Source organism: Asanoa ferruginea (genome assembly GCF_003387075.1).
GTDB lineage: Bacteria > Actinomycetota > Actinomycetes > Mycobacteriales > Micromonosporaceae > Asanoa > Asanoa ferruginea.
Window position 1 is genome coordinate 2,737,837 of the sequence record NZ_QUMQ01000001.1, and the last position, 24,324, is coordinate 2,762,160.

Consider the following 24,324-nt stretch of genomic DNA (forward strand, 5'->3'; position numbering starts at 1 on the left):
GCGCAGGCGTCTTCCCCAGGCGTCTGTGCATTGGTTCCGCCAAGTCGCTGGTCCGGCCAGACTCAGGCGCACGGCACGTGAGGAGCACGAGGGCATGTTCGAGCGGTTCACCGACCGAGCGCGACGGGTTGTCGTCCTGGCTCAAGAAGAAGCCCGGATGCTCAACCACAACTACATCGGCACTGAGCACATCCTGCTCGGCCTCATCCACGAGGGTGAGGGTGTCGCGGCGAAGGCGCTGGAGAGTCTCGGTATCTCCCTGGAAGGCGTCCGCCAGCAGGTCGAGGAGATCATCGGCCAGGGTCAGCAGGCGCCGAGCGGGCACATCCCGTTCACGCCGCGGGCCAAGAAGGTGCTCGAGCTATCGCTGCGCGAGGCGCTGCAGCTCGGTCACAACTACATCGGCACGGAGCACATCCTGCTCGGGCTGATCCGTGAGGGCGAGGGCGTCGCTGCCCAGGTGCTGGTCAAGCTCGGCGCCGACCTCAACCGGGTCCGCCAGCAGGTCATCCAGCTCCTCTCCGGCTACCAGGGCAAGGAGCCGGCCGCGGCCGGCGCCACCCCGGGCGAGGCCGCGCCGTCGACGAGCCTGGTGCTCGATCAGTTCGGCCGCAACCTCACCCAGGCCGCCCGCGAGGGCAAGCTCGACCCGGTCATCGGGCGCGAGAAGGAGATCGAGCGGGTGATGCAGGTGCTCTCCCGCCGCACCAAGAACAACCCGGTCCTGATCGGTGAGCCCGGCGTCGGCAAGACGGCGGTCGTCGAGGGGCTGTCCCAGCGGATCATCAAGGGCGAGGTGCCCGAGACGCTGAAGGACAAGCAGCTCTACACCCTCGACCTCGGCGCTCTGGTGGCCGGCTCCCGTTACCGCGGTGACTTCGAGGAGCGCCTCAAGAAGGTGCTCAAGGAGATCCGCACCCGGGGCGACATCATCCTGTTCATCGACGAGATCCACACCCTGGTGGGTGCGGGTGCCGCCGAGGGCGCGATCGACGCGGCGAGCATCCTCAAGCCGATGCTGGCCCGTGGCGAGCTCCAGACCATCGGCGCCACCACGCTCGACGAATACCGCAAGCACCTGGAGAAGGACGCGGCTCTCGAGCGCCGGTTCCAGCCGATCCAGGTGGGTGAGCCGTCGCTGGCGCACACCATCGAGATCCTCAAGGGCCTGCGCGATCGCTACGAGGCACACCACCGCGTGTCGATCACCGACGCGGCGCTGGTCGCCGCGGCGACGCTCGCCGACCGCTACATCTCCGACCGCTTCCTGCCCGACAAGGCGATCGACCTGATCGACGAAGCGGGCGCCCGGATGCGCATCCGCCGGATGACCGCGCCGCCAGACCTGCGTGACTTCGACGAGCGGATCGCACAGGTCCGCCGCGACAAGGAGTCCGCGATCGACGCGCAGGACTTCGAGCGGGCCGCGCAGCTGCGCGACAAGGAGAAGCAGCTCCTCGGGCAGAAGGCCCAGCGGGAGAAGGAGTGGAAGGCCGGCGACCTCGACGTCGTCAGCGAGGTCGACGACGAGCAGATCGCCGAGGTCCTCGCCAACTGGACGGGCATCCCGGTCTACAAGCTGACCGAGGAAGAGACCGCTCGACTGCTGCGCATGGAAGACGAGCTGCACAAGCGGGTCGTCGGCCAGGAAGACTCGGTCAAGGCCGTGTCCAAGGCCATCCGGCGCACCCGGGCCGGCCTCAAGGACCCGAAGCGTCCGTCGGGCTCGTTCATCTTCGCCGGCCCGTCCGGCGTCGGTAAGACCGAGCTCTCCAAGGCGCTCGCCGAGTTCCTGTTCGGCAGCGAAGACGCGCTGATCCAGCTCGACATGTCGGAGTTCCACGACCGCTACACGGTCTCCCGCCTGGTCGGGGCGCCTCCCGGCTACGTGGGTTACGACGAGGGTGGCCAGCTCACCGAGAAGGTGCGCCGCCGGCCGTTCTCGGTGGTCCTCTTCGACGAGATCGAGAAGGCACACCCCGACGTCTTCAACACGCTGCTCCAGATCTTGGAAGACGGTCGCCTGACCGACGGTCAGGGCCGCATCGTCGACTTCAAGAACACCGTGATCATCCTGACCACCAACCTGGGCACGCGTGACGTCGCCAAGGCGGTGTCGCTGGGCTTCCAGGCCTCTGAGGATTCCGACTCCAACTACGAGCGGATGAAGCAGAAGGTCAACGACGAGCTCAAGCAGCACTTCCGGCCTGAGTTCCTCAACCGGATCGACGACACGATCGTCTTCCACCAGCTGACCGAGACCGAGATCCTGTCGATCGTCGACATCATGATCCAGCGGATCGAGGCTCAGCTGCGCAACAAGGACATGGGCCTGGAGCTGACCGACAACGCCAAGAAGTATCTGGCGAAGAAGGGCTTCGACCCGGTGCTGGGTGCCCGGCCGCTGCGCCGCACGATCCAGCGCGACATCGAAGACAACTTGTCCGAGCGGATTCTCTTCAACGAGCTCAAGCCCGGTCAGATCGTCGTTGTCGACTGCGAAGGCGACCCGGAAAACATCGACAAGTCGAAGCTGGTGTTCCGCGGCGCGGAGAAGCCGGTCGAGGTGCCCGACGCGGTGCCGGCCGACCTCGGTGCGGCGGAAGCCACCGACTAAGAGTTCGACAGTGTGAAGGCCCGGCGCGAAAGCGCCGGGCCTTTCGCTATCCCCGGGGCAGGGCGAACAGGTCGCCCGGTAGCGGGTCGACCAGGCCGTCGTCGATCAGGCCCCGCAGGGCCCGGTCGCGCTGCGTCGGCTCGGGCCAGACCACGTCCAACCGGATCCGCGGCACCGGCTCGACCGCCTCCCGGAGCACGGCCAGCAGCAGGCCGCGGACCTGGCGGTCGGTTCCGGCGTAGGTCTGTGGCCGGCGGCTCGGCCCGTCGAGCGCCGGCCGGCCCGCGGCCCGCCAGGCGCACCGGTCGACGATCGGGCAGATCGTGCAGCGGGGGGTGCGGGCCACGCAGACCACGGCGCCCAGCTCCATGAAGGCCGCGCTGGCCCGGGCCGCCACCGCCGGCTCGTCGGGCAGCAGGGCGGCGGTCGCGGTCAGGTCGGACGGGCGGGTGGTGTGCCCACCATCGGCGGCACCGGCCACCGCGCGGGCGACGAACCGGCGGACGTTGGTGTCGACGACCGGCTGCCGCTGCCGGTAGGCGAACGCGGCGACCGCCCTGGCCGTGTAGGCGCCGACCCCCGGGAGGGCCAGCAGCGCGTCCAGGTCGTCGGGGACGACCCCGTTGTGCCGCTCGGCGATCGCGGTGGCGCACTCGTGCAGGCGCAGCGCGCGGCGCGGGTAGCCGAGCCGCCCCCACATCCGGATGGCCTCGCCGGGCTCGTCGGCGGCCAGCGCCGCCGGCGTCGGCCAGCGGGCCAACCACGCCTCGTAGGCCGGCAGGACGCGCACGACCGGCGTCTGCTGGAGCATCACCTCGCTGACCAGGATCGCCCAGGCACCCGCCTGCGGGTGCCGCCACGGCAGGTCGCGGGCATTGGCGTCGAACCAGCGAATGGCGGCCGCGGCAATGCTCTCCTCGGACAATGTCTCCCCGGTCCTCCAACGGCGCGGCTCGCGGTCATCGTCGATCCTGCCACTCCGCGCGGCAGCCTCCGGAGTGGGTGGGGATCCGGCAGACTCTCTCGGGTGGACGAGCTCGCGATCACCGTGATCGGCCGGGACCGGCCCGGCATCGTGGCCGACGTTGCCGAGGCGCTGGCCGATCTCGGGGCCAACCTCACCGACTCGACGATGACCCGGTTGCGCGGCCACTTCGCGATGACCCTGGTGTGCACCGGCCCAGACGCGGGCGATGTCGAGGCCGCGCTCGGCCCGCTGGCCGTGCGCGGCCGGCTGCTGGCCACGGTGCGGGCGGTCGGGCCGGAGGAGGTCACCACGCCGACCGGCGAGCCCTACGTGCTCAGCGTGCACGGCGCCGACCGGCTCGGCATCGTGGCCGCGGTGACCCGGGTGGTGGCTGAGGCCGGCGGCAACATCACCGACCTGACCACCCGCCTCGCCGGCCCGCTCTACGTGCTGGTGGCCGAGGTGGAGCTGCCACCGGGCACCGCGCCGCAGACCGAGGAGCGGCTCAACGCGGCGGCCGCCGGCCTCGGCGTCGACGTCGTCCTGCGCCGCGCCGAGTCCGATGTCCTGTGAAGCCGGCGTGAGCCTCGACGCCTGGCTCGCCGCCCTCGCCGAGCCCGGCACGGTCCGCCCGGTGCTCAACGCGCCCAACCCGGTCCTGGCCCGGGAGGGCGACGAGGTCGACCCGACCGACCCGGCGGTGCTCCGGCTGGCCGCCGACCTGGTCGCCACGATGCGGGTCTCGCGGGGTTGCGTGGGGCTCGCGGCGCCGCAGATAGGCGAATCCGCGAAGGTGTTCGCCGTCGACGTGACCGGCCACCCGAAGGCGGTGACCGTGCACGGCACGTTCGTGCTCTGCAACGCGACCGTCGTCTCCGCGACCCGCTGGCGTCCGGGCCGCGAGGGCTGCCTCTCGGTGCCCGATCTGACCGGCGACGTGAAGCGGGCCAGCCGGGTGGTGGTGGAGGGTGCCCTGCCCGGCACCGGGGAGCCGGTGCGACTTACCACTGACGGCTTCGAGGCCCGCGCGTTGCAACACGAAATCGACCACTGCGCGGGCATGCTGTTCCTGGACCGGGTGGCCGGTGCGCACGCGCTGTATCAGCGCAAGGTCTATCTGTAAACGACCCGCTTGCGCGCTGATGTCACGCGGCGCGTCGCAATGGCAAGAACGGCGCGCACCGATACGGTGATCCCATCATGCGACTGACGGTTGGCCCCCTGCCTTCCGCCGTCTACTGGCGGCGTCGGGCAATTGTGCTTGGCGCAGCCGTGGTCGTTATTTTCCTTATTGTGCAATCCTGCTCGGGCGGCGATGCCAGTTCGTCCGGCAATGCCCAAAATGGACACAGCAGCACGCCGGCCGCGGCACCGACGACCAAGGTCACGATCCTGCGGCCGCAGATCGACACGACGCCCGACGACGCCGCGCCGACCGACGACCCGCCGCCGAGCAACCCCGCGCCGCGCACCGGTGACGCCGCGCCACCGCCCGACGATGGCTCGTGCACCGACGCGGAAATGCTGATCACCCCGGTTCCCGAGGTGGCCTCGACCCAGCGCGGCTCGTTGATCGCCATCCGGTTGCGGATCAAAAACTCGGGCAAGCGCACCTGTAGCCGCGATGTCGGCGCCGACCAGCAGGAGCTCTACATCAAGAAGGGCGCCGAGAAGGTCTGGTCGTCGGACACCTGCGGCAACGTCAAGGGCACCGACGTGCAGCCCTTCACGCCGGGCTTCGAGCGCGAATACCGGGTCGACTGGAACGGTCACGACGTCAGCAAATGCCACAACAACCTGGCCGACGGTCCGATCCCGGCCGCCGGTGACTATCAGGTGTTCGGCCGCCTCGCGACGAAGACCAGCAACCCGGTCAAGCTGACCCTCAGGTGACCAGCTAGACGTAGCGCTCCAGGATGGACGCTTCGGCCAGCCGGGACAGTCCTTCGCGAACACCGCGGGCCCGGGCGTCGCCGACGCCCTCGACCGCTTGCAGATCCTCCACCGTGGCGCCGAGCAGGCGCTGGAGGCTGCCGAAGTGGCCGACCAGCCGGTCGACGACCGTGCCAGGTAGTCGGGGGACCTTCGCCAGCAGCCGGAAGCCGCGCGGGCTGACCGCCGCGTCGAGTGCGTCGGAGGCGCCCGGATAGCCGATCGCCTTGGCCACCGCCACCAGGTCGATCAGCTCGGTCGCCGAGAGCAGGTCGAGCTCGACCAGCGCCTCGTCGAGGGTGCGGGCCCGGCGGCCGACCGGCAGGTAGTCGCGGATGACCAGGGTGCGGTCGGCGTCGACGCCGGCCATCAGCTCGTCGAGTTGCAGGGCCAGCAGCCGGCCGTCGGTGCCGAGCTCGACCACGTAGCCGGAGATCTCGTCGGCGATGCGGCGGACCATCTCCAGCCGCTGCACGACGGCGACCGCGTCGCGGACGGTGACCAGGTCTTCGATCTCGAGCGCCGACAGCGTGCCGGAGACCTCGTCGAGGCGCATCTTGTAGCGCTCGAGGGTCGCCAGCGCCTGGTTGGCGCGGGAGAGGATGGCGGCCGAGTCGTCGAGGACGTGTCGGTGGCCGGCGACGTAGAGGCCGATGATGCGCATCGACTGGCTGACCGAGATGACCGGGAAGCCGGTCTGCTTGGCCACCCGCTCGGCGGTGCGGTGCCGGGTGCCCGACTCTTCCGACGGGATCGACGGGTCGGGCATCAGATGCACGGCGGCCCGCACAATGCGGGTGCCGTCGCTGGAGAGCACCACCGCGCCGTCCATCTTGCACAGCTCGCGCAGGCGGGTCGCGGAGAACTCGACGTCGAGCTGGAAGCCGCCGGTGCAGATCGACTCGACTTCCTTGTCGTGGCCGAGCACGATCAGCGCGCCGGTGCGGCCCCGCAGGATGCGCTCCAGACCATCGCGCAGGGCGGTGCCGGGCGCCATCAGCGCCAGGTTGGCCCGCAGCGGATCGCCCGTCGGGGTGCCGTTGGCCGACACCGCAGGAGCGGGAGACCCGACCACCCGCTGCTGGGGTGCGCCGGCGACACCAGCGCGGCCCGGCAGGCTCGCGCCAGGGGTCTTGTTGGGGTCGCGGTCGAACGGCACGGGCAACAGTCTACGGACCGTCATGAACTCGCTGCGGTCACGGTTGGGGGCCGGAGCCTGCGAGCGGGCTCCGGCGCCGCCGATTTGGCCGGCAAGCTGGGCTGAATCGGGCGAATCGCCGCTGGTCACTCGGCCGAGAACCTCGCCGCCCATTGCAGCGCCGAGGAGAGGTCGGCGACTTCTTCGACCCGCAGCCCGGGCGCGGCGACACCGGTCTGTGCCGGGCCGCAGCCCGGCGGCACGAGGGCGTATTTGAAGCCCAGCCGGGCGGCCTCGGCCAGCCGGCGGGGGACCGCGCCGACCCGGCGCACCTCGCCGGTCAGCCCGACCTCGCCGATCGCGGCGAGCCGGGGAGAGATCGCCAGGTTGAGCCCGCCGGAGGCGACCGCGAGCGCCAGCGCCAGGTCGGCCGCCGGCTCGGTGACCCGGATGCCACCGACGGTGGCCGCGAAGACCTCGCGGTCGTGCAGGGTGAGCTGCTTGGTGCGGGTCTGCAGCACGGCGAGCACCATGGCCAGCCGGGCGCTGTCGATGCCGGAGACGGTGCGTCGGGGCGAGCCGGGCACGGCCGCGCCGATCAGCGCCTGCACCTCGGTGACCAGCGCCCGCCGGCCCTCCATCGCCACGGTCACGCAGGTGCCGGGCACCGCCTCGGCGTAGCGGGTGAGAAACATGCCGGACGGGTCGGCCAGGCTGGTGATGCCCGACTCGTGCATCTCGAAGCAGCCCACCTCGTCGGCCGCGCCGTAGCGGTTTTTCATGCCGCGGACCAGGCGCAGCGCCGAGTGCTTGTCGCCCTCGAAGTGCAGCACCACGTCGACCAGATGCTCGAGCACCCGCGGCCCGGCCACCTGGCCGTCTTTGGTCACGTGGCCGACCAGGACGGTGGCGATGCCGCGCTCCTTGGCCACCGAGACCAGCGCCGCGGTGACCGCCCGCACCTGGGTCACCCCGCCGGGCACCCCCTCGGAGCCGGGCAGCGAGATGGTCTGCACCGAGTCGAGCACCAGCAGGCCGGGCTTGACCGCGTCGAGGTGGCCGAGCACCGCACCGAGGTCGCTCTCGGCCGCGAGGTAGAGCCGCTCGTCGAGGGCGCCGATCCGCTCGGCACGCAGCCGCACCTGGCTGACCGACTCTTCGCCGCTGATCACCAGCGAATGCGACTCGCCGGCCTCGGCCCAGCGCTGTGCGACGTCGAGCAGCAGGGTCGACTTGCCGACACCGGGCTCACCGGCGAGCAGCACGACCGCGCCGGGCACCAGGCCGCCGCCGAGCACCCGGTCGAGCTCACTGACGCCGGTCGGGCGGGCCCGGGCCGGCGCGGCGCTGATCGTCGCGATCGGCCGGGCCGGCTCCGACGGCATGCGGGTGGCGATGACCTTGCCGCCAACGGCGGGGCCGGTCGTGCTCTCCACGACCGAGCCCCACTCGCCGCACTCTGGGCAGCGGCCCAGCCATTTGGGCGGCTGGTGGCCGCAGGCGTCACAGACATAGGCCGGGCGCGTGGCCGCGGATCGGGTGCTCACCCGCGGAATCTATCGAGGAGGTCTGACAATCAGCCGCCGAAAGGCGCGATGTCGGCCTCGTCACCTTCGTCCGGGACCACCTTCGGGCCGCGCGGCACCGGCGACAGCGGGACTGCCAGGCCGGCCTGCGTGGTGAGCTGCTGCCCACCGAAGTCGAACACCACCGGCACCGAGTCGCCCGCGTTGAGCCCCTTGTTGAGCCCGGTGAGCAGCAGGAACGAGCCCTGCTCCTGGTTGAGCTGAACGAACCCGGCCGGCGGGATGGTGATCTCGGCCGGGCCGCCGACCGGCGCCTCGGTGGCCGGCGCGGCGGACGGGGTCGGCGTCTCGGAGGCGCCCGGTGACGGGGCCTCGGTCGGCTCCGCCGGGACGGGGCTCGGCGTGGCGTTGGGGTCGACCAGTCGCACGGCCTGCGCGCCCGGGCTGCTCACCTTCACGGTCACCGGCTCGCCGGTGTCGTTGTAGAGCGAGAGCGACAGCCGGGCGTCGGAGCCAGCGGGGTAGCCCTCGACCTTGAAGTCGACGGTCATGTTGCGCACGCTGTAGTCGCCCTGGCCGTTGTTGGCGGCGAGGTCGGCGTTGAGGCCGTCGACCGCCGGCACGGTGTCAGCCGTGGACGAGGTCTGGCCGGAACCGCAGCCCGACATCAGCAGGCTCGCCGATGCCGCGACGGCCAGGCCGGCGAGCAGCACCGGGGCACGGCGGTTCCGGAACTTCGAGCGCGTCACGTCGCTCCTCCTCGCTTGCATATCTCGCGGCCGGGCCTCTCCGGCAAGCCGCGCTCCAGGGTAGTGGGGCGTGATCCGCCGTGGACGATCGACCCGCACGCAGCGCGCCGCGCGCTTACGCCGTCACACCACGCGACCGCTCGCGACGAGCAGGACCACGTCGATCACGGCGACCGCCATCACCGACTGGAACATCGCCACGGGCCGGCCACCACGGGCGGCGGCCGCGCGGCCCACGTACCAACCGATGGGTAGCACCACGGCGGCGACCAGCACGGCGGCGATGCCGGCCCACGACGGCGGCCCGGCCGGACCGACCACCAGCGCGACGGTCGCGGCCAGCAGCAGCACGGCCGCGGCGAGACGCGAACCGGCCGAACCCAGTCGTTGCGGCAGACCGCGTACGCCGGTCCGGGTGTCGTCGTCGAGATCGGGCAGCGCGTTGGCGAAATGCGCACCCGCACCGAGCAGCGCCCCGGCCAGCACCAGCCAGGCCGGCGGGGCCGGTGCACCGGGAAGGGCGACCACCACGAACGCCGGCAACAGCCCGAACGACACCGCATAAGGGAGTACGGACAGCGGGGTCAGCTTGAGCGGCCAGTCGTAGAGCAGCGCCGAGACCAGCGCCGCGATCATCAGCAGCGCCGCCGGAAACCCGGTGCTCAGCGCGACCAGCACGCAGGCGACCGAGGCGGCCAGCCCGCACCGGCCGATCAACCGCCGGTCGATCGCGCCGGCGGCGACCGGTTTGTCGACCCGCCCGACCGCCCGGTCGCGGTCGGCGTCGAGCCAGTCGTTGACCCAGCCGATCGCGAGTTGGCTGGCGAAGATCGCGCCAGCCGTCTTGGCGATCCCGGCGCCATCGTGCCCGACACCCCAGGCGAGCAACGCGGTGACCGTGGTGACCGCGACGGCCGGTTCCGGGTGGGAAGCGCGCACCAGCGCCCGAAAAGACCAAGACATGAACGAAGTCTGTCGGTTCAAGAGCCGTCGTGCCAGGCACGACGTGCCTGTACCGTTTTGGAAATGCGGCCTCCGCGCCCTCTCAACGATCCGCGCCAGTACCACGACCTGGCCGGCGAATGGTGGCGCCCCGACGGTCCGTTCGCGATCCTGCACTGGCTGGCCGAGGCTCGGGCCCGGCTGGTGCCGCCGGCGCCGCAGCAGGGTGCCGTGCTGGTCGACGTCGGGTGCGGCGCCGGGCTGCTGGCACCGCACCTGCGCACGCACGGCTACCACCACGTCGGAGTCGACCTGGTGCCGTCGGCGCTGGAGCAGGCCGCCAGCCACGGTGTGACGCCGCTGGCCGCTGACGCGGGGTCGATCCCGCTCGCCTCGGCCAGCGCCGACGTCGTGGTCGCCGGCGAGATTCTCGAGCACGTGCCCGACCTGCCGGGCACCGTCGCGGAGCTGTGCCGGGTGCTGCGCCCGGGCGGTCTGCTGGTGCTCGACACGCTCAACGACACCGCCGTCTCCCGGGTCCTGGCGGTGCACGTCGCCGAACGGATGCCGCGGGCACCGCGGGGCATCCACGATCCCGCTCTGTTCGTCGACCCCAACCGGCTGACCCGGCTGTGCGCGGCGCACGGAGTGCGGTTGGAGGTGCGCGGCATCAGACCGTCGGTGCCAGCGGTCGCCGGGTGGCTGGCCGGTCGCCGCCCGCGGCCGGGCCGGCGGCGGATTGTTCCCATCGCGACCACCGCCGTGCTCTACCAGGGGCGGGGCCGCAAAAACCGTTAGGACGAAAGCAAATGTTGGTACGCGGAGGGGGCAAGTGGTGGCGGTGGTGAACGCGCTGGACGCGGCGCGGCGGATAGCGCCGCGGATGGCGGCTCGAGCGGGTGACTATGACCGGGCGGGTGACTTTCCCGTCGAAGACTTCGCGGACCTGCGTACGGCAGGACTCTTCGGTTTGATGGTGCCCTCGGCACTGGGCGGCGCGGGCGCCAGCTTCGCCGACTACACGGCGGTGGCCTACGAGTTGGCCCGCGGCAACGGCGCGTCGGCGCTGGTGTTCAACATGCATGCCTCGGTCACCGGGGCGCTCGGCGCGCTCACCGAGGAGTTGGCCGACTCGCTCGGCCTGCCCGACAGCGCGCTGGCCGCCCGCGACAAGCTGCTCGCCGACGCGGCCAACGGCTCCTGGTATGGCGTGGCGATGAGCGAGCGCGGCGCCGGCTCACGCCTGTCCCAGCTCACCACCAGCTACGAGGTCGTCGACGGCGGCTATCACATCAAGGGCGCGAAGACGTTCTGCTCGGGTGCCGGGCATGCCGACGCCTATCTGGTGGCCGCCCGCAGCGTGGGTGACCAATCGGTGGTCTCGCAGTTCCTGGTGCCGGCCAGCAGCGACGGGCTCCAGGTTGAGCAGACCTGGGACTCGCTCGGGATGCGCGCCACCTCTTCGCACGACCTGCATCTCGACGTGACCGTGCCGGCCGACCGGCTGCTCGGCGGCATGGAGGGGCTGGCCCTGGTGGTCGCCCAGCTCATGCCGCACTGGTTGATCGCCAGCTACGCGGCCGTCTACGTCGGGGTGGCCCAGGCCGCGATCGACGCCGCGGTCGAGCACCTCAACGCCCGCAAGCTGACCCACCTCCCGGCCATCCGGGCCCGGGTGGGCCGGGCCGACGCGGCGGTGGCGGCCGCCCGGCTGGCGGTCGCGGAGGCCGGCCGGCGGGTCGACGAGGAACCCGGCGATCCGGAGACCAACCGCTCGGTCTGGCGGGCCAAGCTGCTGGCCGGCACGACCGCCGCCGAGGTGGCCGCGTCGATGCTGGAAGCGGCCGGCACGTCGGCGACCCGGCGCGGGCATCCGCTGGAGCGGCTCTACCGCGACGCCCGTTGTGGCTCGCTGCATCCCGCCACCTCCGACGTCTGTGCCGACTGGCTCGGCATCGCGGCGCTGGGCGGAGACCCTGACCACGACGGATCGGCCCCTCGGTGGTAGCCGCCGCCGCCACTGTCGCGGGGATCGGGTTGGCGTTGCCGCCGGCCGCCAAGCAGACCGACCTTTGGGAGAGCTATTTCCGGGAGCACTTTCCGGCCTCGGCCCGGTCACTCGCTGAGCGGATCTTCGCGCACTCGGGTGTGGACACCCGCCAGGCGTGCGTCAGCCCCATGATCGAAGACGTCTCCGACTGGTCGACCGCGAAGCGGATGCAGCGCTATCTGGTCGAGGCGCTGCCGCTGGGCAAAGAGGCGGTGAGCCGGGCGCTGACCGACGCCGACCTGTCGATCAACGAGATCGGCCTCTTCGCGGTCTGCTCGTGCACCGGCTATGTCACGCCCGGCCTCGACATCCTGCTCAGCCGGGACCTGGGGATGGCACCGGACACCCAGCGCCTCTTTATCGGGCACATGGGCTGTTATGCGGCGCTGCCCGGGCTCGGTGCGGTCGGCGACTATGTCACCGCGCGCGGCCGGCCGGCGCTGCTGCTCTGCGCCGAGCTGACCAGCCTGCACATCCAGCCGGCGGCCACCCGCTTCGACACACAGCAGATCGTCGCGCACGCGCTGTTTTCCGATGCCGCGGCTGCCGTGGTCGTCAGGCCCGGCGGCTCGGGATATGCCCTGGCCGAGGTCGTGTCGGTCACCGACACCGCGACCGCCGACCACATGACCTGGGACGTCACCGACCTGGGCTTCCGGATGGGGCTCTCGCCGAAGGTGCCCAACGTGTTGGCCCAGCATGTGCGGGGGCTGGTCGACGGCCTGCTGAGCCGGCACGGGCTGACCCGCGGCGATGTCGACGGTTGGGCGGTGCACCCGGGTGGGCCACGCATCCTCAACGTGGTTGAGCGCGAGCTCGAGCTGACCGCCGAGGACATGGCCGCGTCACGGGAGACCCTGGCGGAAAACGGCAACTGCTCGTCGCCGACGGTGTTGCTGATCGTCGAGCGGCTCCGCAGGCGGGTCAACCCGCCGGAGCGGATCGTCACGCTGGCGTTCGGGCCGGGTCTGACCCTCTACGCGTCGCTGCTGGTGCGGAGCTGAAAAGAAGCCGGCCGGCGCGTGGGCGCCGGCCGGTCATCAGTGGGAAGGCCCCCGGGTCGAGCGCGCGTGCTCGGCTCGCTGAGCGCGGCGCATGCGGTTGATCCGGGCGAACAGCCGGGTGCGGTCGGCCTCGGCGATGAGGTCGCGCTGGTGTTCGTGGGCCAGGGTCAGCATGTAGTCGGCGTTCTGATACATCTTCGCGTGTCTCCTTGAGTGGTGTTCGCTTTGATGTATCTATCGTCGGCCGAAGCGCCGCCCGAGACATCGGGAGCGGTTCCCTAACTTGGCCCCCCGGGGGTGCTTACCTGGGTGCTTAGCTGGGCCTAGGCATACCTACGCCGGTCAGCGAACAGGTAGGAACGCCAGGTCGGCGCCGTAGGCGCTGAGCGGCGTGGCGCTGTCGACCACCCGGGTCACCTCGCCGGAGCGGGCGACCAGCGCGACCGGGGTGCCCGGCGCGGGGGTGCCGATGAGCAGCGCGTCGAGCACGCCGGCCGGGTCGCGCAGCCGGCGCACGGTGGCATCCGTCGGGCCGGGCAGCGTCGATGGCGGCGGGCTGCCCTCGGCGTCGCCGATCGCGACGACGGTGACGCCGGCCGGCGCCGCAGCAGCTATCTCGCTGGTGCACGGGCAGTCGGCCCGCAGGATCAGCACCGCCGGCAGCAGCGAGCCGATCGGCACCCGCCCGCCCCGCTCGTCGATCAGGTCGAACGCCGGGATCATCCGGCGCGCGCCGGAGCTGGCGGCGGCCGGGCTGGCGGAGACGCTGCTGGCCGGTGGCGGACCGGCGCGCCGCTCGTCGGGCCAGGCCGCGGCGAACAGGCTGATCACCGCGGCCAGCAGGGCGGCCGTCATGATCAGCAAGGGGATCCGCAGCGACGCCGGCTCGGTGGCCGCCGCGTTGCCGTCGGGCGGGACGCTGCCGCGGAACCCGCCACTCGGGAAGACCCGGCCCGACCGGCCGCTGCCGACGCGTTCCTCACGCAACTGCTGCCGCACCTGGGCGGCCTCTTCGGCGAGCTCCGACGCGTCGTCGGGGATCCGGACGTCGGGCGGCAGCTCTGGAAGCTCGTCGAAGGGCCCGCTGTCACCGTTTTCCGGCGTGCCCATGCTGCCCCCTGCGAACGTGATCGCGGCCGAAGTCGCGCCTCCATCCAGAGTGGCGCACGAGGCGGGCTAACGCCACAGTTGAACGGGAGATGGCCGGGATTCGATCTTGCATATCGTCACTGTCGTCGCCCGCTCGGGGGCGGTGAACGACCCTTGCGGGTTACCCTTAGAGGTGGGAAGCATTCACGTGCGATATCGACGAAGCCCCTGCATATTCGTAACCCGAAGGTTACTCAGCGTGTTGGAAAACGTCGGCGCCGAGCGTGTCAAGCCTGAGAAAGACCTGTCACAAGCCCTCTGAGCTGCACTAACGGTCAGGACCGGGATGGGACATCGGTGCTCCCGCGTGTTACCCTAGACACAGCGAAAGGGGTTTCGAACCTATGGTTTTCAGTGTCGGCGAGACCGTTGTTTACCCCCACCACGGGGCCGCACTCATCGAGGCAATCGAGACTCGGGTCATCAAGGGCGAGGAAAAGCTCTACCTGGTTCTCAGGGTCGCTCAGGGTGACTTGACTGTGCGGGTGCCCGCTGAAAACGCCGAGATCGTTGGCGTGCGTGAGGTGGTCGGGGAAGAGGGCCTGAGCAAGGTCTTCGATGTGCTCCGTGCTCCGCACACCGAAGAGCCGACCAACTGGTCGCGGCGTTACAAGGCAAACCTGGAGAAGCTGGCGTCCGGCAACCCGCTCAAGGTTGCTGAGGTCGTGCGTGATCTCTGGCGTCGTGAGCGGGAGCGCGGCCTGTCGGCGGGCGAGAAGCGCATGCTCGCCAAGGCGCGCGACATCCTGGTCGGCGAGGTGGCGCTCGCTGAGAAGAGCACCAAGGACGAGGCCGAGATTCTCCTCGACAAGGTGCTCACCGAGGCCTGACGTCCGTTCCGCAACAGATCAACTCCTCGCGAGGACCGCGACGTGACCGCGCAGCTCAACCCGCGCGGTGACGTCGCGGTCCTCGTTCCAGCTGCGGGCAGCGGCACCCGGCTCGGCCCCGGCGCACCCAAGGCGCTGCGGCTGCTGGGCGGCGAGCCACTGCTGGTGCACGCGTTGCGCCGGCTGTGCCTGGCGCCCTCCGTCGCGGTGATCGTGGTGGCCGCCCCGCCCGGCGAGGTCGACGCGGTGCGGGCCATGCTCGCATCCGTCGCACCCGTCACGGTGGTGGCCGGCGGCGACCATCGGCAGGCGTCGGTGGCGGCCGCGCTGGCTGCCGTACCCCCGGATCTCCCGATTGTGCTCGTGCACGACGCCGCTCGCGCGCTCGCGCCGCCCGCCCTGGTCGAGGCCGTCGCCGCGGCGGTCCGGGCCGGCGCCGAAGCGGTGATCCCGGTCCTCCCGGTGGTCGACACGATCAAAGAGGTCGGCCCGACCGGCGAGGTCCGCGGCACGGTCGACCGGGCGCCGTTGCGGGCGGTGCAGACGCCACAGGGCTTCCAACGGCAGGTCCTGGCCGCCGCGCACGCCGCCGCCGTCGACCCCCTCACCGACGACGCGGGCCTGGTCGAGAAACAGGGCGTACGCGTGACCTGCGTGCCCGGCTCCGACCACGCGCTCAAGATCACGCGGCCGTTCGACCTGCTGCTCGCCGAGCACCTGCTCGCCAGCGAATAGGCTGCCCCCGTGGAGCTTCCTCGGGTGGGCATCGGCACCGACGTGCACGGCTTCGAGGCGGGCCGGGAGTGCTGGGTCGCCGGCCTGCTCTGGCCGGGCGTCGACGGCCTGGCCGGCCACTCCGACGGCGACGTGGCCGCACACGCCGCCTGCGACGCGCTCTTCTCCGCGGCCGCGCTCGGCGACCTGGGCAGCAACTTCGGCGTCGACCGGCCCGAGTGGGCCGGCGCGTCGGGCGTCACGCTGCTCGCCGAGACCGCCCGCCGGGTGCGGGAGGCCGGCTTCGTGATCGGCAACATCTCCGTGCAGGTCATCGGCGTACGCCCGAAGATCGGCCCACGCCGCGACGAGGCCCAGAAGGTGCTCGGCGAGGCCGCCGGCGCACCCGTCACGGTCTCCGGCACCACCACCGACGGCCTCGGCCTGACCGGCCGCGGCGAAGGCCTGGCCGGCATCGCCGTCGCGCTGTTGCTCCCGTCAGCCTGATCGTCAGCGTTACGCTCGGGCGCGTGACGGGGATGGACGCCGATCCGACCGAGGGATATCTGCGCCGCGCGGAGTTGCTCGCCGAGCTGGGTCACTACGACGAGGCGGTGGCCGAGCTCGACCAGCCGATCGCCCGCGATCCCGGCAACTCCGAGGCGCTGGTTCTGCTCGCCGCGGTCGAGCTCGCCGCCGGTCGGGCCGAAGCCGGCCTGGCCGCCGCCCGGCGGGCCTGCGCGGCCGATCCCGATGCGCTGCCGCCGCTGGTCGAGCAGGGCCTGGCGCTGTGCGACCTGCGCCGCTTCAAGGAGGCCGCGGCCGTCGCCGACCAGATCCTGGCCGCAGGCCCCGACGACCCATACGCCCAACTGCACGGCGCCGCGATCCTCGGTGAGGCGCGCAATGGGCAACGGGCGCTCGACGCCGCCTGGCACGCGGTCGCGCTGGAGCCCGACAACGCCCGGGCCCACCTGGTGCTGGCCGGGATCGCCGGGCGCCTCGAGCTGACCGACCTGGCCGAGCGGGCCCGCGGCGAGGCGGTGCGGCTCGACCCGAAGCTGGCCACGGTCAGCGGCCGGCTGCGGCGGTATGCCCCGCTGGCCGTCGGCGACCACCGGGTCACCACGATGGCGGTCTACGCCAGCGCCTACACGGTCGCGGTCGCCGTGCTGACCGCCACGCTGCACCCGACCACGCCCAGCGCGTCGCGCGGCCTGGCCCTGGTGTTCGGCGCCGGCGGCCTGGGCCTGCTCGGGCTGCTCGCCATGCGGCTGCCGAAGCCGCTGCGCGGCCAGTTGCACGCCGACCGGGCCTCGGCCGTCGCCGGCTACGCCGCCCTGGCCGGCCCGCTGCTGATCCTGCTCTACGCCTGGATCGGCACGCCCTGGCCGCTGGTGGTGGCGATCGCCGCGACCGCGGTGGCCGGCGTCGCGCTGGTCTCCAAGATGCGCCTTTAGATGGTGCGTCCCGACCAGGTCCACGCGTAGCCGGTGTCCTCGCAGGACAGTGCCGCGTCGCAGAGGTCGAGCGGGCGGAACGTGTCGACCATGACCGCGAGCTCGTCGAAATAGTCGATGCCGATCGACCGTTCGGCGGCGCCCGGCTGCGGGCCGTGGGTGAAGCCCGACGGGTGCAGCGACATCGAGCCCTGCTCGATCCCGGAGCCGCGCCGGGCCTCGTAGTTGCCGCCGGTGTAGAAGAGCAACTCGTCGGAGTCGACGTTGTGGTGGTTGTAGGGCACCGGGATCGACAGCGGGTGATAGTCGACCTTGCGCGGCACGAACGAGCAGATCACGAAATTAGGACCCTGGAACGTCTGGTGTACGGGCGGCGGCTGGTGCACCCGACCGGTGATCGGCTCGAAGTCGTGGATCGAGAACGCCCACGGGTAGAGGTGCCCGTCCCAGCCGACCACGTCGAACGGGTGGTTGGCGTAGACGTGCCGGGTCCACCCGCGGCGGTGCTGCACCAGCACCTCGACGTCGGTGCCGTCTTCGACGATCGGCGACAAAGGCCCGCGAATGTCGCGTTCGCAGTAGGGCGAGTTCTCCAGGAACTGCCCGCGCACCGACAGGTAGCGCTTCGGCGGGCCGATGTGGCCGGTCGCCTCGATCGCCAACACACGCACCGGCTCGGCGCCGGTCGGCACCAGCCGGTGGATCACCGAGGTCGGGATGATCACGTAGTCGCCGGCGGCCGCGTCGAGGACGCCGAACGTGGACTCGACCCGCATGGTGCCCGACTCGACATAGAGGCACTCGTCGCCGACCGCGTTGCGGTAGAGCGGGGACGGCCGGTCGGCGGTCACGTAGGAGATCCGCACGTCGTCGTTGGCCAGCAGGTGGGCCCGGCCGAGCACCGGGTCGGCGCCGGGCGTGTCGAGCTTGTGGGTGCGCAGGTGCCGCGGCTTGAGCGGGCGGTTGGGCGTGCGGGTGCAGGCGGGCGGGTCGAACTCCTCGGCTGCCACGATCGCGGTAGGCATCGCACGGTGGTAGAGAAGCGACGAATCGGACGAGAAGCCCTCCTGTCCCATCAGCTCTTCGGCGTAGAGGCTGCCGTCGGGCTGCCGGAACTGGGTGTGCCGCTTGCGGGGCACCTCGCCGACGCTGCGGTAGTAGGGCATGTCGACCTCCCGTCGGCGTCCGATAATCGGACGCCGTTGTCCGTTTCTTGTAGCGTCTACTAAGTTCAGTAACCGTGTCAACCGATCGCCGGACACCCACCGACCAGCCGTTGATCGCCCCGCTCTTCCATCGACTCGTCGATGACGCGGCGGTGTTCCCGCCTGGTAACGCCGCGCTGCCCGACGCGGTCACGGCACACCGCGAGCACCGCACCGCCTGGTACGCGGACCTGGTCGGCCCGCTGCTCGTGCCGGCGTCGTCGGTGGATGCCCTCACCGCCCTGCTCGACCCGGCCGAGCGGCTGGGCATCGGCATCATCGGCGACCTGCCCATCGACCGGCTCGGCGTGCCCGACGACCCGCGCGTGACGGTCCGGCAGATCGAGGCGGCCGCGGCCAAGCGCGGCGAAGACCCGCAGCCCGGCATCGCCCGCCTGCTGGCGCTGGCCGACCGGCTGCCCGACGTCGACGTCTACGCCGAACTGCCGCTCACCTTCGGGCTGCTGGCCGGCCTCGACACGGTCGCATCGGCCCGGGCCAACGGCGCACGGGTCGCGGTCAAGTTCCGCACCGGCGGGCTGGCCGCCGAGCTGTTCCCGACCCCGGTCGAGCTGGCCGCGGTGATCTGCGCCTGCCGCGAGCGTGACCTGCCCTTCAAGCTCACCGCCGGCCTGCACCATGCGATCCGGCACGCCGACCCGGAGACCGGCTTCACCCACCACGGCTTCCTCAACGTGCTGGTCGGCGCCGCGCTGGCGGCCGACGGCGGGGAGGTCGCCGACGTGGCCGAGGTGCTCGCCGCGACCGACGCCGTGCCGCTGATCGAGCCGGCCCGGGCCCGCCGCGACCATCCGCGTGGCCTGTGGGTCGGGTTCGGGTCGTGCAGCATGATCGAGCCGTTGACCGACCTGATCCGGCTCGGCCTGATAAACGGGGGATACGAGGGATGACCTGGGTTCCGGGTGCGGCGGGCTCGCCGTACGGCGTGCACAACCTGCCCTACGGGGTGTTCCGGCACGGCGGCCGGCCCGATCGGATCGGGGTGCGGATCGGCGACCTGCTGCTCGACCTCGACGGTGCCGAGGCGGCCGGGCTGGTGCTCGCGGGCGGCGCGCTGCGCACGGCGACCCTCAACGCCTTCCTGGCCCTCGGCCGGCCACAGTGGAGCGCGGTCCGGGCGCGGGTCACCGAGTTGCTCACCGACCCGGCACACCGGGCCGCCGTCGAGCCGCTCCTGGTGCCGCTCCAAGAGGTCGAGCTTGCCCTGCCGTTCCAGGTCGGCGACTACGTCGACTTCTACTCGTCGGAAGCGCACGCCACCAACGTCGGCCGGATGTTCCGGCCCGACGAGGCGCCGCTGCCGCCCAACTGGAAGCACCTGCCGATCGGCTACCACGGCCGGGGCGGCACGGTGGTCGTCTCCGGCACGCCGGTGACCCGCCCGAGCGGCCAGCGGGCGACCCCGGCCGGCCCGGTCTTCGGGCCCTCGACCCGCCTCGACATCGAGGCCGAGGTCGGCTTCGTGGTCGGCACGCCCTCGGCGCTGGGCACCCCGGTGCCGGTCGACAGCTTCGCCGACCACGTCTTCGGCGTCGTGCTGGTCAACGACTGGTCCGCCCGCGATCTCCAGGCCTGGGAATACCGGCCGCTCGGTCCCTTCCTGGCCAAGTCGTTCGCCACCTCGGTGTCGCCCTGGGTGGTGCCGCTCGACGCGCTCGCCGACGCCTGGCTGCCGGCGCCCGAGCAGGACCCGCCGGTGCTCGACTATCTGCGCGACATCCCGCACCTCGGCCTCGACCTGCGGCTCGCGGTCGACTGGAACGGCACGGTGGTCAGCCGGCCGCCGTTCGCCGGCATGTACTGGACCCCGGCACAGCAACTCGCCCACCTGACCGTCAACGGCGCCGTCGTGCGCACCGGTGACCTCTACGCGTCGGGCACCGTCTCCGGGCCGACCCGCGAGGAGACCGGCTCGTTCCTGGAGCTCACCTGGGGCGGCGCCGAGCCGGTCAAGCTCGACGGCGGCGAGCGCACGTTCCTCGAAGACGGCGACACGGTGACCATCAGCGCGACCGCGCCGGGCCCCGACGGCGTCACGGTCGGCCTGGGTGAGGTGTGCGGCACCATCGTCGCCGCCGGCCCGCCGCCCCGGTAGGGTGCCCACCGTGGTGGGATCGGCCCGGCGCCGGGTGGTCGCGGTGCTCGCCGGCCTCGTGCTGGTCGCGGGCGCCGGTCTCGTCGTCTACCGGGTCTTCGCGCCCGGCGAGGTGTTCGCCGAGCCATCGTCCGGCTATCCCGCGGCACCCACTGCGCACCCGGCGGCCGTGCTCGGCACGTTGCCGGCCACGCCGCTGATCGTCGACGGCCGGCTCCGGGTGATCGCCGACAAGCGCCAGGTCCGGGCCGACGGTCCGGTCGACTCGCGCTACCTCAACACGCCCTACTGGTCGTTCCGGCGCTGGCCGGCCGAGTTGGTCGGGGTGGTCGCCGCCGGCACCACGGTGATCACCCGCTGGTCCGACGGTGAACTCGTCGGGCTCGACGCCCGCACCGGGCGCGCCACCTGGCGGGCCAAGGGCGAGAAACCCGCGTCATCCGGGTACGCCGGCCGGCGCACCGGCGCGTCGACGGTCTACGAGCCGCCTGGCCTGTTCCTCGCCGGCAACACGGTGGTGGTGGCCGGCGCGACCGCTACACAGGCCTACGACGCGACCACCGGCGCGGCGGGCTGGCGCAACCCGGCACCCTGCGGCGGAGCCGACCCGAGCGGCTTCACCACCGCCGACAACCGGGTGGCGGTGCTGCGCTCCTGCGACACCGCGATCACGCTGGTCGACGCGGGCACCGGAGCGGCCGCCGGCACGATCCCGCGGAGCGCCGGTGACCCGGCCGCCGAGCCGCTGGACTGCCCGGCACCCCGGTCGGGCTGCGCCGGGCTGCGAATCGACCAGGGCGGCCACCGGACCGCGTGGCTCTTCGACGCGCCGCAGCCGCGGCAGGTCGGCGAGGCGGTCGAGGGGAGCGTCGGGCCCGGGCTGGCGGCCGCGGATGCCTGGCTGGTCGACGGGTTGACGGTCGCGGTCGACGGCACGTCGGTCGTCGCCGCCAACGCCGCCGACGGCGCGCCCCGGTGGCGGCACGACCTGGGTCGGCCCGGTGCGCAGGTCATCGCCGTGCAGGCGGGCGCAGTGCATGTGCTGACGGCCGATCGTGACCTGGTCACGCTCGACGCCGCGACCGGCGCCGAGCGATCCCGGATCCGTTACACCTACTTCGCCGAGAAGACCGACTGGGTGCCCGGCTTCACCTACGCCGTGGACGGCTTCGTGCTGACCGAGCGCCTGGCGGACCCGGCGGCCCCGGAGGACGCCGACTACTACTTCGACGCCCAACCGGTGCTGCTCGCCCGCTCCTAGAGCGCGGTGGCCGCGGCGGCGAGGAACGCGTCGTTCTCGGCCGGGGTGCCGATCGTGACGCGGACACCCTCGCCCTGGAACGGCCTAACGATCACGCCCTGCTTCTCGCACGCGGCCGCGAACTCGCCGGAGCCGGCGCCCAGCGGCAGCCAGACGAAGTTGGCCTGCGAGGCCGGCACGTCGGGCACCAGGTCGCGGATCGCGGTGGTGACCCGGTCGCGCTCGGCGACCACCAGCGCGCACCGGCGCTCGACCTCGTCGGCCTGCTTGAGCGCGGCGAGCGCGGCGGCCTGGGCCACGAGGCTGGTCGAGAACGGCGTGACGACCTTGCGGACCGTGGCCGCGACGCTGGGCTGCGCGACCAGGTAGCCGATCCGGATCCCGGCCAGGCCCCAGGCCTTGGACAGGGTCCGGAGCACGACCACGTTGGGCCGGTCGCCGTAGGTGCGCAGGCCGTCGGGCACGTCGGGATCGGTGATGAACTCCCGGTAGGCCTCGTCGAGCACGACCAGGATGTCGTCGGGCACGCTGTCGAGGAAGCGGTCGAGCGCGGCGCGGCCGATCGCGGTGCCGGTCGGGTTGTTGGGGTTGCAGACCAGGATCATCCGGGTGCGGTCGGTGATCGCCGCCGACATGGCACCCAGGTCGTGGCCGTGCCCCGCCGTGTTGGCGACGCGCACGCTCGTCGCGCCGGTGGTGGCCGCGATGATCGGGTAGGCCTCGAACGACCGCCACGAGTAGAGGATCTCGTCGCCGGGCAGGCAGGTCACCCGGGCCAGGTGCTCGGCGAGGGCGACCGAGCCGCAGCCGGTGGCGATGCGGTCGGCGTCGACGCCGAGCCGCTCGGCGAACGCCTCGCGCAACTCGACCACGCCCATGTCGGGGTAGCGGTGCGAGCCGGCGGCCGCCGCGGTGACCGCCTCGACCACGCCGGGCAGCGGGCCGTAGGGCACCTCGTTGCTGGCCAGTTTGATCGCCTCGGTCATGCCGAGCTCGCGGGCCAGGTCGGCGGGGCTGCGGCCGGGCACGTAGCTGGGCAGCGAGTCGAGGTCGGCCCGGGTGAGTCGAGGTGTCATGACGGGCCTCCTGAAGAGGGCGGCGGCGCCGCCGGCGGTTGGGTTCGCGCGAAGACCACGACGGTCCGCGCGGCCTTGTCGTGCAGGGCCTGGTGCAGCGGGCGGTCGACGGTCACCCAGAGGCAGTCGACGAACTGCCAGATGAAGCCGACGCAGCAGGTCCAGAACAGCATCGGCAGGCCGAGGATGTTCCACCGGCGCATCGACCGGCCGAAGCCCAGCTTGGCCACGCCGTCGGTGCGCACCACACGTATCCCGACCAGCCGCTTGCCCAGGGTCTGGCCGCTGTTGGCGACGGACGGCACCTCGTAGGCGAACCAAAGGGCGCAGGCGATCACCAGGATCACGATCTGGAGCCGGCTGGCCTCGGCGCTGGGCGTCAACCGCATCAGCTCACCGAACGAGTCGCCCTCGGCCGCGCGGGAATTGAACTCCCGGTAGAAGGGCAGCACCTCTTGCCAGTATTGGTAGATGAACCAGCCGTTGACGACCACGTTGAGCAGCAGCACGGCGACGATGTCGATCAGGCGGGCGACCAGGCGCAACCCGGGGGAAGCGAGCACTCCGCCGGCCTGTGCCACCGCCGCGGGCTGCGGCATGGTCTGCACGGGGTAGGGCTGGGGCTGGCCGTAGGGCTGCTGGCCATAGAGGGGCTGCCCGTAGCCCGGCTGCTGCCCATAGCCCGACTGCTGCTGCCCATAGCCCGACTGCTGCTGCCCGTAGCTCGGGTAGCCGTTGCCGGGGTGGCTCTGGCCGTAGAGGGGCGTCCCGTTGGCGACCTGGCCGGCCGGCGACATCGGTGCCGGGTTGCCGCCGGGCGGCGGGGTCGGCTCCGGGGGCGGCGGTGGGGGCTCCTCGGGCGGGCCGTCGGGCGGGGTCGCGTCGGCGGGGATGGGCGCGCCGATCCAGCCTTCACCGTCCCAATAGCGCTGGGTGGTCGGTTCGGCTGGGTCTTTGTACCAACCCGGGGACACTGAGCTCACTGCACGACCTTAGCTACCACTGTCTCGGCGGCCTTGTCGTGGAGGGTCTGTTGGAAGGGCTTGTCCCACAGTTGCCATAGACCGTCGAGGATGTTGAGGAACGGCACGAAGATCGCGGCGACGAACTGCACCAGGTAGCGGCGGACCAGGATGCCCCGGTCGAGCGGCCGACCCGGCTGGATAGGCAACACCCGCAGCGACATCACCCGCTTGCCGACCGTCTGTCCGCTTCGAAGCTGGTATTCGACGAAGTAGAGGTAGGTGATGATGATCTGGAGCGCGAACACCGCCGCGTAGGCCAGGAAGAACGCCAGGAACGGGAAGGCCGAGAACTCGCCGTTGTCGTAGTTTTCCGCGTTCATCAGCGGCAGGAAAAAAGCGAAGAAAAAGATCGGGCAGGTCAGCACCAGCGTGACCAAACCGACAATCAGGCCGTCGATCAGGTAGGCGAGGAACCGGTCGCCGAAGGTCGCGAGCGGGTCGCCGCTCGGGCCGATGGGTGCCGGCGGCGGCGTCCAGGGCGGTCCGGCGGGCCCCTGTTGCATTGGTATGTGACCCGGGCCCGCCGGCGGGTAAGCCGCCGGCGGCCCGGGTTGGCGCGGCTG

At 71.9% G+C, this 24,324-nt stretch carries 24 protein-coding genes and 1 pseudogene; 14 read left to right on the plus strand and 11 right to left on the minus strand.

What is annotated here, in order from left to right; translation table 11 throughout:
• Positions 1-94 precede the first annotated feature (94 nt).
• Positions 95-2,617 (plus strand): ATP-dependent Clp protease ATP-binding subunit, encoded by a 2,523-nt coding sequence (locus DFJ67_RS13000; RefSeq protein ID WP_116068111.1) that lies wholly within the window; start codon positions 95-97, stop codon positions 2,615-2,617.
• A 46-nt stretch (positions 2,618-2,663) separates the two neighbouring features.
• Here DFJ67_RS13000 and DFJ67_RS13005 read toward each other — a convergent pair whose 3' ends face one another.
• Positions 2,664-3,542 carry an HhH-GPD family protein gene (locus tag DFJ67_RS13005; RefSeq protein WP_239097224.1) on the minus strand — a complete coding sequence of 293 codons (879 nt, stop codon included), beginning with the start codon at positions 3,540-3,542 and terminating at the stop codon, positions 2,664-2,666.
• A 102-nt stretch (positions 3,543-3,644) separates the two neighbouring features.
• Here DFJ67_RS13005 and DFJ67_RS13010 point away from each other — a divergent pair, with 102 nt between their 5' ends.
• The 3 genes from DFJ67_RS13010 (at position 3,645) to DFJ67_RS13020 (ending at position 5,477) form a co-directional block, all read left to right on the plus strand.
• Positions 3,645-4,157, plus strand: a complete 513-nt coding sequence (locus DFJ67_RS13010) for a glycine cleavage system transcriptional repressor (protein ID WP_116068112.1) — start codon at positions 3,645-3,647, stop codon at positions 4,155-4,157.
• Entirely contained in the window at positions 4,147-4,707 is a 561-nt protein-coding gene (locus DFJ67_RS13015) for a peptide deformylase (RefSeq protein ID WP_116068113.1), read from the plus strand. The genes DFJ67_RS13010 and DFJ67_RS13015 overlap by 11 nt, the downstream gene beginning before the upstream one ends.
• A 170-nt stretch (positions 4,708-4,877) precedes the next feature.
• The gene (locus DFJ67_RS13020) at positions 4,878-5,477 is read left to right on the plus strand and encodes a hypothetical protein (protein WP_409362925.1); all 600 of its coding nucleotides are present in this window, start codon (positions 4,878-4,880) and stop codon (positions 5,475-5,477) included.
• 4 nt (positions 5,478-5,481) lie between these two features.
• Here DFJ67_RS13020 and disA read toward each other — a convergent pair whose 3' ends face one another.
• The 4 genes from disA to DFJ67_RS13040 all read right to left on the minus strand — a co-directional run bounded on the left by disA (position 5,482) and on the right by DFJ67_RS13040 (position 9,892).
• Positions 5,482-6,591: a DNA integrity scanning diadenylate cyclase DisA gene (disA, locus tag DFJ67_RS13025; RefSeq protein WP_425321074.1), complete on the minus strand. Its 1,110-nt coding sequence runs from the start codon at positions 6,589-6,591 to the stop codon at positions 5,482-5,484.
• A 209-nt stretch (positions 6,592-6,800) separates the two neighbouring features.
• A complete protein-coding gene (gene radA, locus DFJ67_RS13030) occupies positions 6,801-8,201 on the minus strand; it encodes a DNA repair protein RadA (RefSeq protein WP_239097222.1) in 1,401 nt (466 codons plus the stop codon).
• Positions 8,202-8,230: 29 nt separating this feature from the next.
• Positions 8,231-8,929, minus strand: a complete 699-nt coding sequence (locus DFJ67_RS13035; protein WP_116068116.1) for a hypothetical protein — start codon at positions 8,927-8,929, stop codon at positions 8,231-8,233.
• 123 nt (positions 8,930-9,052) lie between these two features.
• On the minus strand, positions 9,053-9,892 hold the full coding sequence (locus tag DFJ67_RS13040) for a UbiA family prenyltransferase (RefSeq protein WP_116068117.1): 840 nt from the start codon (positions 9,890-9,892) through the stop codon (positions 9,053-9,055).
• A gap of 63 nt (positions 9,893-9,955) precedes the next feature.
• On the opposite strand from DFJ67_RS13040, the gene ubiG reads away from it, so the two are divergent.
• The 3 genes and pseudogenes from ubiG to DFJ67_RS13055 all read left to right on the plus strand — a co-directional run.
• Positions 9,956-10,669, plus strand: coding sequence for a bifunctional 2-polyprenyl-6-hydroxyphenol methylase/3-demethylubiquinol 3-O-methyltransferase UbiG (ubiG, locus tag DFJ67_RS13045; RefSeq protein WP_116068118.1), 714 nt, complete (start codon positions 9,956-9,958; stop codon positions 10,667-10,669).
• A 43-nt stretch (positions 10,670-10,712) separates the two neighbouring features.
• Positions 10,713-11,879, plus strand: coding sequence for an acyl-CoA dehydrogenase family protein (locus tag DFJ67_RS13050; protein WP_116076138.1), 1,167 nt, complete (start codon positions 10,713-10,715; stop codon positions 11,877-11,879).
• Positions 11,873-12,922 (plus strand): annotated as a pseudogene (locus tag DFJ67_RS13055) (type III polyketide synthase); the annotation flags it as partial. The gene DFJ67_RS13050 and the pseudogene DFJ67_RS13055, both read left to right, overlap by 7 nt.
• A 39-nt stretch (positions 12,923-12,961) precedes the next feature.
• On the opposite strand, the gene DFJ67_RS42665 reads toward DFJ67_RS13055, so the two are convergent.
• Both DFJ67_RS42665 and DFJ67_RS13060 read right to left on the minus strand, forming a co-directional pair.
• Complete coding sequence (locus tag DFJ67_RS42665) at positions 12,962-13,120, minus strand: hypothetical protein (RefSeq protein WP_170215829.1); 159 nt, start codon at positions 13,118-13,120, stop codon at positions 12,962-12,964.
• A 147-nt stretch (positions 13,121-13,267) separates the two neighbouring features.
• Positions 13,268-14,035, minus strand: a complete 768-nt coding sequence (locus tag DFJ67_RS13060; protein ID WP_116068120.1) for a hypothetical protein — start codon at positions 14,033-14,035, stop codon at positions 13,268-13,270.
• 383 nt (positions 14,036-14,418) lie between these two features.
• Here DFJ67_RS13060 and DFJ67_RS13065 point away from each other — a divergent pair, with 383 nt between their 5' ends.
• The 4 genes from DFJ67_RS13065 to DFJ67_RS13080 are packed head-to-tail and all read left to right on the plus strand — an operon-like array spanning position 14,419 to position 17,078.
• Positions 14,419-14,904, plus strand: coding sequence for a CarD family transcriptional regulator (locus tag DFJ67_RS13065; RefSeq protein ID WP_116068121.1), 486 nt, complete (start codon positions 14,419-14,421; stop codon positions 14,902-14,904).
• A gap of 42 nt (positions 14,905-14,946) precedes the next feature.
• Positions 14,947-15,639 (plus strand): 2-C-methyl-D-erythritol 4-phosphate cytidylyltransferase, encoded by a 693-nt coding sequence (ispD, locus tag DFJ67_RS13070; protein ID WP_116068122.1) that lies wholly within the window; start codon positions 14,947-14,949, stop codon positions 15,637-15,639.
• A 9-nt stretch (positions 15,640-15,648) separates the two neighbouring features.
• Positions 15,649-16,125 (plus strand): 2-C-methyl-D-erythritol 2,4-cyclodiphosphate synthase, encoded by a 477-nt coding sequence (ispF, locus tag DFJ67_RS13075; protein WP_116068123.1) that lies wholly within the window; start codon positions 15,649-15,651, stop codon positions 16,123-16,125.
• Positions 16,126-16,157: 32 nt separating this feature from the next.
• Positions 16,158-17,078, plus strand: a complete 921-nt coding sequence (locus DFJ67_RS13080) for a tetratricopeptide repeat protein (RefSeq protein ID WP_116068124.1) — start codon at positions 16,158-16,160, stop codon at positions 17,076-17,078.
• On the opposite strand, the gene DFJ67_RS13085 is transcribed toward DFJ67_RS13080, so the two are convergent.
• Positions 17,075-18,244, minus strand: a complete 1,170-nt coding sequence (locus DFJ67_RS13085) for a homogentisate 1,2-dioxygenase (RefSeq protein WP_116068125.1) — start codon at positions 18,242-18,244, stop codon at positions 17,075-17,077. The genes DFJ67_RS13080 and DFJ67_RS13085 overlap by 4 nt on opposite strands.
• Before the next feature lie 113 nt (positions 18,245-18,357).
• On the opposite strand from DFJ67_RS13085, the gene DFJ67_RS13090 reads away from it, so the two are divergent.
• From DFJ67_RS13090 to DFJ67_RS13100, 3 genes are read left to right on the plus strand one after another with little or no spacing between them, the layout of a single operon-like run.
• Positions 18,358-19,194 carry a hypothetical protein gene (locus tag DFJ67_RS13090; protein ID WP_116076139.1) on the plus strand — a complete coding sequence of 279 codons (837 nt, stop codon included), beginning with the start codon at positions 18,358-18,360 and terminating at the stop codon, positions 19,192-19,194.
• Positions 19,191-20,399 (plus strand): fumarylacetoacetase, encoded by a 1,209-nt coding sequence (gene fahA / locus DFJ67_RS13095; RefSeq protein ID WP_116068126.1) that lies wholly within the window; start codon positions 19,191-19,193, stop codon positions 20,397-20,399. Before DFJ67_RS13090 ends, fahA begins: the two co-directional genes overlap by 4 nt.
• Positions 20,400-20,409: 10 nt before the next feature.
• Entirely contained in the window at positions 20,410-21,660 is a 1,251-nt protein-coding gene (locus tag DFJ67_RS13100) for an outer membrane protein assembly factor BamB family protein (RefSeq protein ID WP_170215831.1), read from the plus strand.
• On the opposite strand, the gene hisC is transcribed toward DFJ67_RS13100, so the two are convergent.
• From hisC to DFJ67_RS13115, 3 genes are read right to left on the minus strand one after another with little or no spacing between them, the layout of a single operon-like run.
• Positions 21,657-22,736: a histidinol-phosphate transaminase gene (hisC, locus tag DFJ67_RS13105; protein WP_116068128.1), complete on the minus strand. Its 1,080-nt coding sequence runs from the start codon at positions 22,734-22,736 to the stop codon at positions 21,657-21,659. The genes DFJ67_RS13100 and hisC overlap by 4 nt on opposite strands.
• Positions 22,733-23,719 carry an RDD family protein gene (locus DFJ67_RS13110; RefSeq protein WP_116068129.1) on the minus strand — a complete coding sequence of 329 codons (987 nt, stop codon included), beginning with the start codon at positions 23,717-23,719 and terminating at the stop codon, positions 22,733-22,735. Before DFJ67_RS13110 ends, hisC begins: the two co-directional genes overlap by 4 nt.
• A complete protein-coding gene (locus DFJ67_RS13115; RefSeq protein ID WP_116068130.1) occupies positions 23,716-24,264 on the minus strand; it encodes an RDD family protein in 549 nt (182 codons plus the stop codon). The genes DFJ67_RS13110 and DFJ67_RS13115 overlap by 4 nt, the downstream gene beginning before the upstream one ends.
• Positions 24,265-24,324 lie beyond the last annotated feature (60 nt).